This is a genomic window from Catenuloplanes nepalensis (assembly GCF_030811575.1).
GTDB classification, from domain to species: domain Bacteria; phylum Actinomycetota; class Actinomycetes; order Mycobacteriales; family Micromonosporaceae; genus Catenuloplanes; species Catenuloplanes nepalensis.
Window position 1 is genome coordinate 9,174,524 of sequence record NZ_JAUSRA010000001.1, and the last position, 13,839, is coordinate 9,188,362.

The 13,839-nt window shown below is 71.3% G+C and carries 14 protein-coding genes; 5 read left to right on the forward strand and 9 right to left on the reverse strand.

What is annotated here, in order from left to right; all coding sequences use genetic code 11:
- Nucleotides 1-2: 2 nt before the first annotated feature.
- The 3 genes from J2S43_RS39950 to J2S43_RS39960 are packed head-to-tail and all read right to left on the reverse strand — an operon-like array spanning nt 3 to nt 3,005.
- Nucleotides 3-821 (reverse strand): carbohydrate ABC transporter permease, encoded by an 819-nt coding sequence (locus J2S43_RS39950; protein ID WP_306838421.1) that lies wholly within the window; start codon nt 819-821, stop codon nt 3-5.
- Nucleotides 818-1,753, reverse strand: coding sequence for a carbohydrate ABC transporter permease (locus tag J2S43_RS39955; protein WP_306838423.1), 936 nt, complete (start codon nt 1,751-1,753; stop codon nt 818-820). Before J2S43_RS39955 ends, J2S43_RS39950 begins: the two co-directional genes overlap by 4 nt.
- A gap of 1 nt (nt 1,754) precedes the next feature.
- The gene (locus J2S43_RS39960) at nt 1,755-3,005 is read right to left on the reverse strand and encodes an extracellular solute-binding protein (RefSeq protein WP_306839771.1); all 1,251 of its coding nucleotides are present in this window, start codon (nt 3,003-3,005) and stop codon (nt 1,755-1,757) included.
- Nucleotides 3,006-3,190: 185 nt separating this feature from the next.
- Between J2S43_RS39960 and J2S43_RS39965 the strand changes: the two genes are divergently transcribed.
- Nucleotides 3,191-3,901, forward strand: a complete 711-nt coding sequence (locus J2S43_RS39965; protein WP_306838426.1) for a GntR family transcriptional regulator — start codon at nt 3,191-3,193, stop codon at nt 3,899-3,901.
- A 25-nt stretch (nt 3,902-3,926) separates the two neighbouring features.
- On the opposite strand, the gene J2S43_RS39970 is transcribed toward J2S43_RS39965, so the two are convergent.
- Entirely contained in the window at nt 3,927-4,883 is a 957-nt protein-coding gene (locus J2S43_RS39970) for a glycoside hydrolase family 16 protein (protein WP_306838428.1), read from the reverse strand.
- A 134-nt stretch (nt 4,884-5,017) separates the two neighbouring features.
- Here J2S43_RS39970 and J2S43_RS39975 point away from each other — a divergent pair, with 134 nt between their 5' ends.
- Entirely contained in the window at nt 5,018-5,623 is a 606-nt protein-coding gene (locus tag J2S43_RS39975; RefSeq protein ID WP_306838430.1) for a TetR/AcrR family transcriptional regulator, read from the forward strand.
- 54 nt (nt 5,624-5,677) lie between these two features.
- Here J2S43_RS39975 and J2S43_RS39980 read toward each other — a convergent pair whose 3' ends face one another.
- Nucleotides 5,678-6,844, reverse strand: coding sequence for a monooxygenase (locus J2S43_RS39980; RefSeq protein ID WP_306838432.1), 1,167 nt, complete (start codon nt 6,842-6,844; stop codon nt 5,678-5,680).
- A 254-nt stretch (nt 6,845-7,098) separates the two neighbouring features.
- Nucleotides 7,099-8,019, reverse strand: coding sequence for a LysR family transcriptional regulator ArgP (locus J2S43_RS39985; protein ID WP_306838434.1), 921 nt, complete (start codon nt 8,017-8,019; stop codon nt 7,099-7,101).
- 70 nt (nt 8,020-8,089) lie between these two features.
- On the opposite strand from J2S43_RS39985, the gene J2S43_RS39990 reads away from it, so the two are divergent.
- Nucleotides 8,090-8,683 (forward strand): LysE/ArgO family amino acid transporter, encoded by a 594-nt coding sequence (locus tag J2S43_RS39990; RefSeq protein ID WP_306838436.1) that lies wholly within the window; start codon nt 8,090-8,092, stop codon nt 8,681-8,683.
- Nucleotides 8,684-8,792: 109 nt separating this feature from the next.
- Here J2S43_RS39990 and J2S43_RS39995 read toward each other — a convergent pair whose 3' ends face one another.
- A complete protein-coding gene (locus J2S43_RS39995) occupies nt 8,793-10,037 on the reverse strand; it encodes a GAF domain-containing protein (RefSeq protein ID WP_306838438.1) in 1,245 nt (414 codons plus the stop codon).
- A 149-nt stretch (nt 10,038-10,186) separates the two neighbouring features.
- Between J2S43_RS39995 and J2S43_RS40000 the strand changes: the two genes are divergently transcribed.
- Together J2S43_RS40000 and J2S43_RS40005 are read left to right on the forward strand one after the other, a co-directional pair.
- A complete protein-coding gene (locus J2S43_RS40000; RefSeq protein ID WP_306838440.1) occupies nt 10,187-10,588 on the forward strand; it encodes a YbaB/EbfC family nucleoid-associated protein in 402 nt (133 codons plus the stop codon).
- Nucleotides 10,585-10,908 carry a hypothetical protein gene (locus J2S43_RS40005; RefSeq protein WP_306838442.1) on the forward strand — a complete coding sequence of 108 codons (324 nt, stop codon included), beginning with the start codon at nt 10,585-10,587 and terminating at the stop codon, nt 10,906-10,908. Before J2S43_RS40000 ends, J2S43_RS40005 begins: the two co-directional genes overlap by 4 nt.
- 886 nt (nt 10,909-11,794) lie before the next feature.
- On the opposite strand, the gene J2S43_RS40010 is transcribed toward J2S43_RS40005, so the two are convergent.
- Both J2S43_RS40010 and exaC read right to left on the reverse strand, forming a co-directional pair.
- Entirely contained in the window at nt 11,795-12,169 is a 375-nt protein-coding gene (locus J2S43_RS40010) for a DUF779 domain-containing protein (protein ID WP_306838444.1), read from the reverse strand.
- Between the two features lie 9 nt (nt 12,170-12,178).
- A complete protein-coding gene (gene exaC, locus J2S43_RS40015) occupies nt 12,179-13,702 on the reverse strand; it encodes an acetaldehyde dehydrogenase ExaC (RefSeq protein WP_306838445.1) in 1,524 nt (507 codons plus the stop codon).
- Nucleotides 13,703-13,839 lie beyond the last annotated feature (137 nt).

Sequence of the window (13,839 nt, forward strand, 5' to 3'; positions counted from 1 at the left end):
GGTCAGCCCTTGACCGCGCCGGCGCTCATGCCGGCCACGGCGCGACGCTGAACGAACAGGAAGAAGACGACGACCGGGAGCGTGAACAGGAAGGCGACCGCCATCTGCGGCCCGTAGTCGACGTCGTCGCGGCCGATGAACGACTGGATGTAGACCGGCAGCGGGTAGTTCCTCGGGTCGTTGATCAGCACGTACGCGTAGGTGAACTCGGTCCAGGCGGTGATGAACGAGAAGATCGAGGTGGCCAGCAGTCCCGGCGCGACCAGCGGGAACAGCACCCGCCAGAACGTCTGCCAGCGGCTCGCGCCGTCCATCGCCGCGGCCTCCTCCAGGTCGGCCGGAATCGACGCGACGAACCCGCGCAGCATCCACGCGGTGAACGGCACCGTGATCGACAGGTAGACCAGCATCAGCCCGGCCAGCTGCCCGAGCAGGCGGGTCTCGCGGAGCATCAGGTAGAACGGGATGAACAGCGCCTCAGCCGGGATCATCTGCACGATGATCAGCCCGAGCACGAACCCGGTCCGGCCGCGGAACGTGAACCGGGCCAGCGCGACCGCGGCCATCAGCGCGACCAGCGTCCCGGCCGTCACCACGGTCACGGTGACGGTGAGCGAGGCGCGCAGCGCGGCCCAGAACTCGCCGTCGCCGAGCACCCGTCCGAAGTGGCCGAGCTCGATGGGCCACGGCAGCAGCACCGGCGGGTAGCTGACGATGTCCGCGTCCGGCTTGAGCGCGGTCGACGCCATCCAGTAGACCGGGAAGACGAAGAGCACCGCGATGATCACGCAGGCGCCGTTCACCAGCGCGCGGCGCCTCATCGGGCCTCCTGCCGCATCGCCCGGATGTAGATCCAGGAGAGCCCGACCAGCATGATCGTCATCAGCACCGCGACCGTGGACGCGACGCCGAACTGCGAGCCGACGATGCCCTTCTGGTAGATGTACACGCCCAGCATCACGGTGCCCTGGTACGGCCCGCCCTTGGTGGTCAGCCAGACCTGTGGGAAGACCTTCGTGTCCCAGATGACGGAGAGCACGGTCAGGATCGCGTAGATCGGGCGCAGCAGCGGGAACGTGATGCGCCAGAAGATCCGGTGCGCGCCCGCGCCGTCCACCCGTGCGGCCTCGCCCAGCTCCGGCGGCACGGTCAGCAGCCCGGCGTAGATCGAGAGTGCGGCGAACGGGACCGCGCCCCAGACCACGATCGAGACCAGCACGGCGAACGCGGACCACTGGTCGCCGAGCCAGGACCGGTGCCGGCAGTCGCACAGCCCGGACTCGGTGAGCAGCCAGTTGACCACGCCGAACTCGGCGTCGAAGAGCCACTTGAAGACCACGGCGCCGATCAGCACGGGCGTGGCCCAGGCGATCACCATGCCGGCCGAGAGCAGCAGCCGGGCCCAACGGCTCGCGTGTTGCAGCAACAGCGCGCAGCCGGTGGCGATGGTCAGGGTCAGGACCACACAGACCACTGCGAATCCGACGGTACGGGGAAGCACGGTCCAGAACACCGGGTCGGTGAGCACGGACCGGTAGTTGTCCAGGCCCACCCACACCGAGCGGCGGGCGATCAGGTCGCCGAGGTTCCCGCGCTGGAAGCTGAGCGCGATCATGCGCCCGACCGGGTAGACCAGCGTCACGAACACCGCGACGGTGGCGGGGATCAGCAGGATGTATGGGGTTATGACGCGCTTTCTGGGGGCGGCCGGTGCGTCGGCGACCGGTGGCGCCGGGGCCAGGACGGTGCTCACGTCAGGCCGCGTTCAGCATCTGGTTGATCTGCTCGTCGGCCCTTCTCGTGGCCTCGGCCACGGTGGCGTCGCCGGCCGCGATCGACTGCAGCATGTCCATCAGCACCTGCGCGTTGTCCACGTCGGACCACTTGGTGGAGGTGGGCGTGAACCAGCTCTTCGCGGCCGCGTCCATCTGGATCTTCGTGATGCCGGTGACCACCCCGGCCAGGCTCGCCGAGTTCGGCAGCAGGCCGTTCTGCGCCAGCAGCGTCTGGTACTTCGTGCCGGTCATCAGCCTGATCCAGTCGTACGCCAGGTCCTGGTGCGGGCTCGCGGCCGCGGACGCCAGGTTGGAGCCGCCGAGGAAGACCGGCATCGGCCCGGCCGTGCCCGGCACCGGGAACGCGGCCAGCTGATCGGCCAGCTCCGGGTGCTCCCTGCCGATCGCGCCGACCATCCAGGCCTGGCCGATGATCATGCCGGTGCGGCCCTCGGCCAGCACCTCCGCCAGGTTCGTCTCGTCCGCGTCGGCCGGCGCCCTCGACACGGCCTTGACCAGATCGGCCCAGTTGGTGAGGCCGGCCTGCGCCTGCGGGGTGGAGAGCGCGCCGGTCCAGCGGTCACCGTCCCGGACCGCGATCACGCCGCCGGTGTCGTAGAGGAACGGCAGTGCCGCGTACTGGTAGCGGCCGGGGAAGTAGAGGCCGGAGAAATCACCGCCGTTCGCGGTCTGCAGCTTCTCTCCGGCGGTCCGCAGTTCCGCGAGCGTGGTGGGCTCCGCGCTCAGCCCGGCCTTCGCCCACAGGTCCTTGCGGTAGATGATCACGCGGTCGCCGCCGTAGTACGGGACGCCGTAGAGCCTCTCCTCGTAGCTGCCGGCCTCGCGCAGCCCTTGCAGCCAGGTCGCCTGGTTCTCGAACTCGCGGCCGGTCAGGTCGGTCAGCGCGCCGGAGGCCGCGTAGGCCAGCACGTCCGTGTTGCCCATCTCCAGCACGTCCGGCGGCGTGTCACCGGCCAGCGCGGTCTTCCACTTCACGTCGCGGCCGTCCCACTCCAGGATCTGCACCGCGACCGTGACGCCCGGGTGCGCGTCCTGGAACTCCGCGTTGATCTGCTGGAGCACCGCGTCCGGCGCGGAGTCCTTCATCAGCCAGACGTCGAGCGTGATCGGGCCGTCCTCGGCCGCGGCGCCGCCACAGGCCGCGGTGGCCGCGAGCACGGTGGCCGCGAGCGCGGCGCCGAGCGCGCGGCGGCGGGTCAGGGTGGTCATCACGATGTGCTCCCCAGGGGTGAGGGTGTCTCGCGTTGGGGAGAACGCTGGTCCAACCACTGGTTAAAGTCAAGAGTCCTTACAGATTTATAGGGTTCGCTTGACGGGCGGTTCAGTCGGTTTTGCGCCGGGAATAGGTTTACCAGTGGGAAAGATTGGCACGGCGGGTTGGTATAGTCCCGATCATGAAGCGGGCCGAGATCCGGGAACTGCTCCGCGAGTTGATCGACGGCCGCGAACCCGGCGACATGATGCCGTCCGAACGGCACCTCAGCGAGCGGTTCGGCGTCTCCCGGCCCACGCTGCGCGCCGCGATCGAGGACCTGACCAGGGACGGGCTGCTGGTCCGCAGTCACGGGCGGGGCACGTTCACGCCGCCCCGGAAGATCTCCCAGGAGCTCGCCCCGGCCAGCGCGGGCAACTTCACCGTGCCGCCGGCCGAGGGTGACTGGCGCAGCGAGGTCATCGACTTCCGGATCGAGCCGGCCGGCGCGCGCCTCGGCCGCCGGATGGAGCGCTCGCCCGGCGAATCACTGCGATACATCCAGCGGGTACGTGTGGTCGACGGCGCTCCGATGGCGATCGAGCGCATCCGCATCCCGGCCGAGCTGGTCCCCGGCCTGGTGCCGGCGGACGTCGAGACCGGGTCGCTCTACCAACTGCTGCGCATGCGGTACGAGGTGGTGGTCGCGGACGCGGTGCAGACCACGGAGCCCACGGTGACGGATGCGGAGGAGTCGCGGCTGCTCGGCGTACCGTTGCATGCCCCTGCCCTGCTCTTCGAGCGCACCACCCGGGACACGTCCGGCCGGGTGGTGGAGTTCGCCCGCTCGATCTACCGCGGCGACCGGTACCGGATCACCACGCACCTGGCCTTCGGGAGCGACGCCGGATAGGTCACGGCGCCGCCCCCTCGGCAGGTCAGCAGCCGAGCGTGTCCTCGCGCGCGGTGCCGGCGGTGCGGTAGGCCGCGGTGCGCGCGTCCAGTTCGGCCGGGGAGACCGCCTCCTCGTCCGCGTAGTAGACCCAGTCCACGTGCTCCTGGTACGTCGACCGGCCGCCGGAGTGCCCGGCCAGGTCGATGAACCACAGGTTGAAGTTGAGGCCCATCTCCACGCGCGGGAAGACCGAGCGCGAGCCGTCCTTGTAGTCCACGGTGTGCTCGGCGACCTCGACGCCGTCGACGAAGTACGTCACGCGCCCGTCCACGGCCTGACCCACGATCGTGTGCCAGCCGGCCAGGCTGCCGTCCTGCGCGTCACTGGCGTTGTACGGGTCCCACGGATCGGCCCGGAACCCGTTGTAGCTGGTCTGGTAGTTGGTCGGACCATCCGTGCCCCAGCCGCCGTTGGGCAGGTACTCGGTGAAGTCCAGCTCCGAGTAGAGCGGGTCGTAGTCGAAGCGCTGCACCGGGCCCATCGCGAAGAACGTCTGGTTGACGTGGTCGCCGTCCGGGCCGCTGACCGGCGTGTCGGACAGCTTGATCCGCGCCGCGTAGGTGCCCTCCAGGAACCGCTTCTCGGCCTGGTAGAACTCGGCCTGCGTGGTGCCGGCCACGGTGCCGTCCGTGGCGCCGCGCAGCTGTGCGACGCGCTGACCGTCCACATCGGTGAACGAGACGTTCGAGGCGGACCAGGCCGCGCCCGAGACGCCGGGGCCGCCCGCGTAGTCACGGACGCGCCAGCCCTGGCCGGCGAACGCGGCGTCGCCGGTCGAGGCGTAGCTGAAATCGTCGAAGAACCGTCCGCAGGCCGCCGCGGTCGTCGCGGTGCCGGTCTCGGCCAGCGCGTTGCCGGTGACCACCAGCCCGCCGCCGGCGGTGACCACCGCGGCCGCCGTGAGCAGTCCCAGCCGTACGCGTGAGGCTCCTGAACGCACCTTTTCTCCTGACTTCGAGGGGATCTCGCCTCTCGAAGCTGGTCGGCGCGCGCACCGGAGTCAAGATCTTTCAGGGTCTCCTAAGAATGGTTTAGTGCGATGTTCGTCTACCGTGCCCACTACCCTCGGTCTCCGTGACCGAGTCGAACGCGCGGCGCGTCCGCGGCAGCTACACCAAGGGACGGGCGAAACGGGCCGAGATCCTGCGGTACGCGGTCGTGGTCTTCGCCGAGTCCGGTTACCGCGGCGGCTCGCTGAAGGAGATCGCGGACGGTGTCGGGCTCACCCAGGCCGGGCTGCTGCACCACTTCTCGTCCAAGGAACAGCTGCTCGCCGAGGTGCTCGACGAGCGGGACGGCGCGGACCTGAACCGGCTCGACGGCGAGCGCGGCTGGGCGTTCATCCAGGCGGTCGCGGACCTGGTGCGGCACAACGCCACGGTCCCGGGCCTGGTGCAGCTCTACGCCACGCTCTCCGGTGAGGCGGTCGCGGAGGACCACCCGGCGCACGCGTTCTTCGCCGGCCGTTACCGGCGGATCCGCGGGCTGCTGGCCGAGGCGATGCACGCGGCCAAGGCGGACGGGGACGTGCCGGCCGACCTGGACGTGGCGGCGGCCACGGTGTCGATGATCGCGCTGATGGACGGCCTCCAGATCCAGTGGCTGCTCGACCGGGACGCGGTCGACATGCCCGCGGTCCTGGACGCCTTCCTCGCCCGCCTCCGCGCCCCCGCTCGGTGATCCAGGCGTCATTTCATGTCCTTGGAACGACGTGAACGACGCCTGGATCACGTGCTAGGCGGCGGCGGAGACGACCAGGATGCCGAGGCACATCTCGTCGCTGGTGCCCTCGCCCCACACGACGTACCGCGGGGGCAGCTCCTGAAGTGCCGGCAGTTGGCGGCGGAGCCCGGCGTCGTGCGTGCAGCTGACCTTGAGCGAGTCGCCCGGCTTGACCTGGACCGGCGCGTCCAGCGGGCGGATCGCCTGGTCGTCGAAGTCGTACGCCGGGATGTCCAGCAACTTCCTGGCCTGCGGCGTGCCCGGGTTCAGCTCGACCGAGATCGCGCGGCCCAGCAGGTGCATGTGACCGGCGACCGCGTGCACGGTCATCGGCCGTTGAACCGGGATCGTGCAGCTCTGCGAGGTGCCAACCTGGGGTGCGCGACCGCCGTTGCACCCCGCGTTGAGCCGCTCGACCACGCCACCGGCCTCGGCGCCGAACCGCTTGGTCACGTCCGCGACCGCGGCCGCCCGGTCGCACAGTGGGCCGGACTCGCCCGGCGCGCACGGCAGCTCGATCGGCGCGGTCAGCAGCGCGGTGTTCAGCGGCGTCAGGTTCGCGCCGGACAGCCGCAGCCGGATGGCCGACTGGTCGGTGCCGCTCGCCGCGGTCTTCGCGGCCAGCAGGTTGTAGTGCACCTGCATGACCAGGCGGCTGCCGGGCGGCATCGGGTAGCCGAGCGTGTCGTCCAGCAGCACCTCGTCCGCGCCCGGCGCCCAGTGCGCGACCCAGGCCGAGTCGCCGACGCCCGCGTTGCCGAAGCAGCGCCAGCCGTCGCCGGCCTCGGTCGCGTCCAGCTTCTCCGCCTCCGCGACCTGGCCGGGCTCCATCCGGAAGAAGATCGCGTGGTGCACGATCTCGTGGTTCTGCGGCAGGAACTGGCTGCCGGTCAGGAACGCGGCCTCGGTCAGTCCCGGATCGATCATGAAGCAGCGGTACTCGTCGGTGGCGCCCTCCGGAGCCTGCGGCGTGTACGGCCGCGCCATGGTCAGCTCCTGGAAGCGCTCGCCGTCGCGCAGCGGTGCCGCGGCCGGTGGCGGCTTGTAGTCGTGGCCGTGACCGCTGCTCGTGGCGGGTGCCGCGGCGCTGTCGCCGGCGTCGTCGGACGTGGCCGCGCATGCGCTGGTGAGCAGGAGCGCGGCGAGCGTGGTGCCGATCAGCAGGTTGCGATGTCGCACGAGGTTGTGCCTCCGTCCGTTGGTCGCCCCGTCGCATCAGGGCGGAGTCACCGATGTGCACCTCGACCGTCTCAGACGGTGAGGGTCTGGTTCATCCGGGATAACCCCGGATGCGACCCTGACCGCTCTTATGCTGGAAGATCCGTTTCGCGAAGATCAGCCGCGATTCTCGTCAGCGCAGTGCCTTCGCGGCGGCGGACCGACCCGCCGTGGTCAGCGCAGTGCCTTCGCGGCGGCGGACCGACCCGCCGTGGTCAGCGCAGTGCCTTCGCGGCGGCGGCCCGGACCGCCGTGGTCAGCGCGTCGAGGACGGCCGACTCCAGCCGCCAGTACTGCCAGTAGAGCGGCACGTCCATGTGCCGGCCCGGCGCCAGGTGGATCAGACGGCCGGTCGCCACGTCCTCGGCCGCCATCCGCTCCGGCAGCAGGCCCCAGCCGAGACCGAGCCGGACCGCCGCGTCGAACGCGGACGACGCCGGGACGCAGTGGGCCGGCGGATCCAGGTCGCGGCCGGTCACCTCCCGGACGAACCGGTGTTGCAGCACGTCCTTGCGGTTGAAGCGGACCATCGGCGCGTCCGGCAGCGCATCCGCCAGCTCCCGCCCGGCGAACCGGGCCGCGTGCACCGCGGGCGCGGCGACCGGCAGGTACCGCATCACGCCGAGCGGCTGCACCCGGCAGCCCTGCACCGGCGTGTGCTCCGTGGTCACCGCGGCCATCACGGTCCCGTCGCGCAGCAGGCCGGCCGTGTGCCCCTCGTCGTCCGTGTGCAGATCGAAGACCGCATCGGGTACGTCCGTGAGCGCCGGCAGGAACCAGGAGGCCAGCGAGTCCGCGTTCACCACGACCGCCACCCGCGCCCGGCCGGTCAGCGCGCCGCGCGCCGCGTCCAGCGCCTCCCGCTCCAGCAGCGCGATCTGCCCGCCGAGCCGGACCAGGGAGGCACCGGCCGCGGTCGGCTCGCACGGCCGCGCGCGCCGCACCAGCACCTGGCCGACCACCTGCTCCAGCGCCTTGATCCGCTGGCTCACCGCGGACGGCGTGACGTGCAGCGCCCGCGCCGCCGCGTCGAAGCTGCCCTGCGCGATCACCGCGTGGAACGTCGCGAGCTGCACTGAGTCGAGCGTCACGGGGCCGGCCGTTACGGAGTCGAGCTTCACCGGATCGAGCGCCATTAAGCGATTCTAATGGTGCTGCAGAATCTTTAGCTGGAGTGCAGGTCGCCGGCGTCCTAGCGTTCCGGGCATGGCATCCGTCCTGGCCGGGTTCGGCTTCTCGCTCACGCTGATCGTCGCGATCGGCGCCCAGAACGCGTTCGTGCTGCGCCAGGGCCTGCGCCGCGAGCACGTGCTAGCGGTCGTCGCGGTGTGCGCGATCTCCGACGCCGTGCTGATCACGGCCGGGATCGCGGGGCTGGGCGCGCTGCTCGCCGAGGCACCGGCCGCGCTCACGGCCGTGCGCTGGGCCGGCGCCGCGTTCCTGCTCGGCTATGCCGTGCTGGCCGCGCGCCGTGCACTGCGCCCCGGCACGCTCACCCCGGCCGACCGGCCGCCGGCCACGCTCCGCGCCACGCTGCTCGCCTGCCTCGCGTTCACGTTCCTCAACCCGCACGTCTACCTGGACACGGTCGTGCTGCTCGGCGCGATCGCACACCAGGACCCGAACCAGTGGCTCTTCGGCACCGGCGCGGCCGCCGCCAGCGCGGTCTGGTTCACCGCGCTCGGCTTCGGCGCGGTCCGCCTCGCCCCGCTCTTCGCCCGCCCCGCCGCCTGGCGCGTCGTCGACGCCCTCATCGCCACCGTGATGACCACCCTCGCCCTCTCCCTCCTGCTGGGCTGAGCGGCCCGTCTCTGCCGCCGGCGCCGCTGGGGTGGGCGGCCCGTCTCTGCCGCCGGCGCCGCTGAGGTGGGCCGTCACGGCAGCCGGAGGCCGCCGGCCGGCCAAGCGCCTACAGGCCGTACTCGCGGGTCAGCGCGCGAACGCGGGCGGCGGCGAGGGTGCGGCGGGGTGAGGAGAGCGGGAGGGCGGAGGTGAGCGCCTCCCAGGCCTGGAGGTCGTCGGCGCCCCACTCGGTGCGCACCCAGGTGTCCAGCAGCGCCGGGTCGCCGGAGCCGAAGACCGCGGCGCGCAGGCGGTCGTCGAGCGCGCGGCGCAGCCGGACCACACCGGGCGCGTCCGAGCCGGGCAGCAGCGGGCCGGCGTAGGCGTCCAGCGCCTCGCCGACCAGGCCCGCGTCCAGCAGCCGGGGCACGACCAGGAAGTCCGCGGTCACGCCGGGCTCGACACGGTAGGGGCGGGAACCGACCAGCGCGGGACCGAGCGTGCGGCGCAGCCGGGACAGCTCCGCGCGCACCGTGACCGGCGCCTGACGGTCCTCGCCGTAGAGGTCCAGGGCCAGCTGCTCGCCGGTGCGGCCCTCCGGGTGGCACAGCAACAGGGCCAGCAGCTCGCTGTGACGCCGTCCCAGCCGGATGCGGCGCCCGTCGACGGTCAGCGCGGCCTCGTCACGGCCCAGCGCCGAGACCGCCGCCCGATCCCGCGCGGGCGTCGCCAGCAGCGCCTCCGCGGCCCGGGCGGTCGCGGTGACCAGCGCCAGGCTGTGCGGGTTGGCCAGATGGTCGCCGCCGGTCAGGTCGACCGCGCCGAGCAGCCGCCCGGACGCCGGGTCGTGGATCGGCGCGGCCGCGCACGTCCAGCGCTGGACCGGGCGGCTGAAGTGCTCGGTCGCGAAGATCTGCACGGAGTGGTCGACCGCGAGCGCGGTGCCGGGCGCGTTCGTGCCCGCGTGCGTCTCGTCCCAGCGCGCGCCGGGCACGAAGTTCATCGCGGCGGCCCTCCGCAGCACCGCGGTGTGCCCCTCCACCCAGAGCAGTCGGCCGTGCGCGTCGCAGACCGCCATCAGGTGCTCGCCGTCGTCCGCGACGCCGCCGAGGAGATCCCGGAAGAGCGGCAGCACGCGGGCCAGCGGATGTGCGGCGCGGTAGCCGTCGAGCTCGTCGTCGGTCAGCTCGGTGGGCGCGGTGGTGTCCGGATCGACGGACGCGACGGCCGACCGGTGCCAGGACTCGGCGACGACGCTGCGGACCTGCGTCGTCGTGCCTTCGCTGATGAACGCGTCGTGCGCGCGGCGGATCTGGCCGATGCGCTCGGCCGGGTCGGCGCCGGGCCGGAGGGCGAGCCACGGGTTGGACATCGGCGTCCTTCCCTGTGTCGGGCATCCCCTGTGTCGGGCATCGGATTATCGCCTATCGTGACCCAGGTCACCCCGTGCTGCCAACCGTGGGCCGGCCGGTTGGCGCGGGCCGGTACTGTCGGCGACGCCTACCAGGGGGAGGGGATCCGGTGGCCCAGCACGTCGACCGCGATGCGAACGCGGCGCTCAAGGCCCGTTTCGCGGACGTCTACGGCCAGTACGAACGCCTCCGTGACGGCATCGGTGAGCTGCGGACCCGCCTGTCCGAGTTGTCCGTCTCCGCCGTGGATGACAAGGAGCTGATCCGGGCGACCGTCGGGCCCGGGGGCCAACTGACGTCGCTGGAGATCGAGGCGCGGGCCTACCGCGCCTACCAGCCGCACGAGCTCGCCGACGAGATCACCCGCCTGGTCGCCGACGCCGCCGCGCAGGCCGCCGAGGCCGTCCAGGCACTGGCCGGCGAGGTGTTGCCACCGGGCTCCGCCGCGATGTCCTATCTGCGCGACGGCGACCTCGGCTCGCTGCTGCACCGGGGCGAGGACCTGGCATGAGCGATCTCCACCTGGACTCGGCGCGCGCCGCGCAGGCTGCGCACGACCTCACCGACGCCGGTGCCGACCTCCGCGCCCGGAGCCGATCCGCCGCGACCCGCATCCACGACCTGTCCGCCGACCCGCCGTGGGGCACCGACGAGATCGGCGCGGCGTTCGAGTCGCGCTACCGCGAGATCGAGTCCCGGCTGCTCACCGCGGCGGAGAACGCCGGCACGCAGGTGGAGGGCCTCGGCGAGTCCGCGACCCTCGCGGTCCGGCGGGTCACCACCACGGACGAGACCAACGACGAACTGATCAAGAACACCTGGAAGAGCTGAAGACCTTCGATTTACCCGCTTCCGGCGTGGTCACCTTCCGAGTGCTCCCGCGGGCACCGGTCCACTGCCACTCAGCTCTTCGGTCATGGACTTGACCTGTTCTTTCGCGAGGCGTTCGCCAGGCCTGATCTGCCGCGGCCGGCCCGGGCGGTGTGCGGCGACCCGCGCCTTCGCCAGCGCGCGAAGTCCGCGGCACCCCCGCCGATCCGGCGGCCTCGACGGGCGCCACGGGCACTTCACGCCCAAGAAGGGCGTGCTTCCGTCTCGTCACCCTCCATACGACCTCGGGGGGCGACGGCCGCGCCTGAGTGATCAATCAGTGGAGCAAAAGATAGATCGACTTCGTTAGTTGACCTATCTTTCGCTCCACTGATTGATCACTCAGGGCAGGGGGTGGCGTAGCGCTGGGCTGGGCGCAGCCTGCGGGGCGGGATACAGCGACATTCCGGGCGCGGAGCGCCCGGTTGGCCGGCGCATCGAGACTGACGCCGAACGTTCGGTAAGCGGCACCGGGGGATCGGTCGTCGCCGGCGATTTACCTGCCGGACCCGGTGTGGCTGTCGGATCGAGGCGGAGCAGGGACGCCTGGATATGCTGGTCAACGACGTATGGGCTGGAGAGCTGCTCGAAACCCACGCTCGGCGCCCCCACCGAGATCGAGGCGTCCCCCATGCCGTTCTAGCGGCATGGGGGACGCCTCGATCTCAGGTGTCGGTGGTGTCGGTGGTGTCGAGTTGGGGTTGGCCGGGCCGTCGGTGAACCGGCAGGGAGGAGCGCCAGCGACGACCGGTGCCCGCGGGAGCATGCGGAAGTGGGCACGCCGGAAGTGGGAAGATCACGTTCTTGATCGGTTTGCTGACCTTCCGGCGTCAGGGTCTCCCGGGGGTCAATCGCCCAGGGCGGCGAGTTCGTCGTCGGTGAGGAGGCGGGAGCGGATCAGGAAGCGGACGCCCTCGGGGGCTTCGAGGGAGAAGCCGCTGCCGCGGCCGGGGACGACGTCGACGGTCAGGTGGGTGTGCCGCCAGAGCGCGAACTGGGACGACGACATCCAGAACGTGACCGGTTCGGCGACGCCGTCGATGACGATCTCCTCCAGCAGCACGTCGGAGCTGCCGGTGCGGAACTCGCCCTCGGGGAAGCACATCGGTGCGCTGCCGTCGCAGCAGCCGCCGGACTGGTGGAACATCAGCGGCCCGTGCGTGCCGCGCAGCGACCTGATCAGGTTCGCCGCGGCCGGTGTGACGTCGACCCTGGACACCATGACGCCCTCCTAGAAGAGCCCGACGGCCTTGGGGGAGTAGTTGACCAGCAGGTTCTTGGTCTGCTGGTAGTGGTCGAGCATCATCCGGTGGTTCTCCCGGCCGATGCCGGACTGCTTGTAGCCGCCGAACGCCGCGTGCGCCGGGTAGGCGTGGTAGCAATTGGTCCACACGCGCCCGGCCTGGATCGCCCGGCCCGCGCGGTAGGCGGTGTTCAGGTCGCGGGTCCAGACGCCGGCGCCGAGGCCGTAGAGCGTGTCGTTGGCGATCTTGATGCCGTCCGCGAAGTCGGTGAACGACGCGACCGAGACGACCGGACCGAAGATCTCCTCCTGGAAGATCCGCATCGCGTTGTCGCCCTGGAAGATCGTCGGCTGTACGTAGTACCCGCCGGCCAGCTCGCCGCCCAGGTCCGCGCGCTCGCCGCCGGTGAGCAGCTTCGCGCCCTCCCGCTGGCCGATGTCCAGGTAGGACAGGATCTTCTCCAGCTGGTCGTTGGACGCCTGCGCGCCCACCATCGTCTCGGTGTCGAGCGGGTGACCCTGCTTGATGGCGTTCGTCCGGTCGACGGCCGCGGCCAGGAAGTCCGAGTAGTGGCCGGCCTGGATCAGCGCGCGCGACGGGCAGGTGCACACCTCACCCTGGTTCAGCGCGAACATGGTGAAGCCCTCGAGCGCCTTGTCGAAGAAGTCGTCGTTGTTCGTGGACACGTCGTCGAAGAACAGGTTCGGGCTCTTGCCGCCCAGCTCCAGCGTGACCGGCTTGATGTTCTCCGAGGCGTACTGCATGATCAGCCGCCCGGTGGTGGTCTCGCCGGTGAACGCGACCTTCGCCACCCGCGCGCTACTGGCCAGCGGCTTGCCCGCCTCCACGCCGAAGCCGTTGACGATGTTGACCACGCCCGGCGGGAGCAGGTCCGCGATCAGGCTCATCAGCAGGTGGATCGAGGCCGGCGTCTGCTCGGCCGGCTTCAGCACCACCGTGTTGCCGGCCGCGAGCGCGGGCGCCAGCTTCCAGACCGCCATCAGGATCGGGAAGTTCCACGGGATGATCTGGCCGACCACGCCGAGCGGCTCGTGGAAGTGGTACGCCACGGTGTCCTCGTCCAGCTCCGCGAGCCCGCCCTCCTGCGCGCGGATCGCACCGGCGAAGTACCGGAAGTGGTCGATCGCCAGCGGCATGTCCGCGGCCAGGGTCTCCCGTACCGGCTTGCCGTTCTCCCAGCTCTCCGCGACCGCGAGCCGCTCCAGGTTCTCCTCCATCCGGTCCGCGATCCGGTTCAGGACGTTCGCCCGCTCCGCGACCGACGTGCGGCCCCAGCCGGGCGCCGCACCGTGCGCCGCGTCCAGCGCCCGTTCCACGTCGTCCGCGGTGCCGCGGGCGATCTCGGTGAACGGCTGCCCGTTGACCGGGCTGGGGTTGTCGAAGTAGCCGCCCTTGGCCGGCGCGACGTACTCGCCGCCGATCCAGTGGTCGTACCGGTTCTCGTAGGAGACGATCGCGCCGTCCTGTCCGGGCGCTGCGTATCGAGACATGTGCCGGCCTCCTCGGTGTCGTGGCCCGCACGCTAGTCACGCCGACGTTGCGCGAACGTTGCGTCGCTGGTCGGGGTGGCGCTGGGCTGCTTGAATGGGTGGCTCGTGGCCGCGGGGCGATCGGGGGGATTCGTGAC

Coding starts and splice junctions, on each gene's coding strand:
- J2S43_RS39950 (WP_306838421.1), bottom strand. CDS start 821: ATGAGGCGCCGCGCGCTGGTGAACGGCGCCTGCGTGATCATCGCGGTG.
- J2S43_RS39960 (WP_306839771.1), bottom strand. CDS start 3,005: ATGACCACCCTGACCCGCCGCCGCGCGCTCGGCGCCGCGCTCGCGGCC.
- J2S43_RS39965 (WP_306838426.1), top strand. CDS start 3,191: ATGAAGCGGGCCGAGATCCGGGAACTGCTCCGCGAGTTGATCGACGGC.
- J2S43_RS39985 (WP_306838434.1), bottom strand. CDS start 8,019: ATGGCGCTCGATCCGGTGAAGCTCGACTCCGTAACGGCCGGCCCCGTG.
- J2S43_RS39990 (WP_306838436.1), top strand. CDS start 8,090: ATGGCATCCGTCCTGGCCGGGTTCGGCTTCTCGCTCACGCTGATCGTC.
- J2S43_RS39995 (WP_306838438.1), bottom strand. CDS start 10,037: ATGTCCAACCCGTGGCTCGCCCTCCGGCCCGGCGCCGACCCGGCCGAG.
- J2S43_RS40005 (WP_306838442.1), top strand. CDS start 10,585: ATGAGCGATCTCCACCTGGACTCGGCGCGCGCCGCGCAGGCTGCGCAC.
- J2S43_RS40010 (WP_306838444.1), bottom strand. CDS start 12,169: ATGGTGTCCAGGGTCGACGTCACACCGGCCGCGGCGAACCTGATCAGG.
- exaC (WP_306838445.1), bottom strand. CDS start 13,702: ATGTCTCGATACGCAGCGCCCGGACAGGACGGCGCGATCGTCTCCTAC.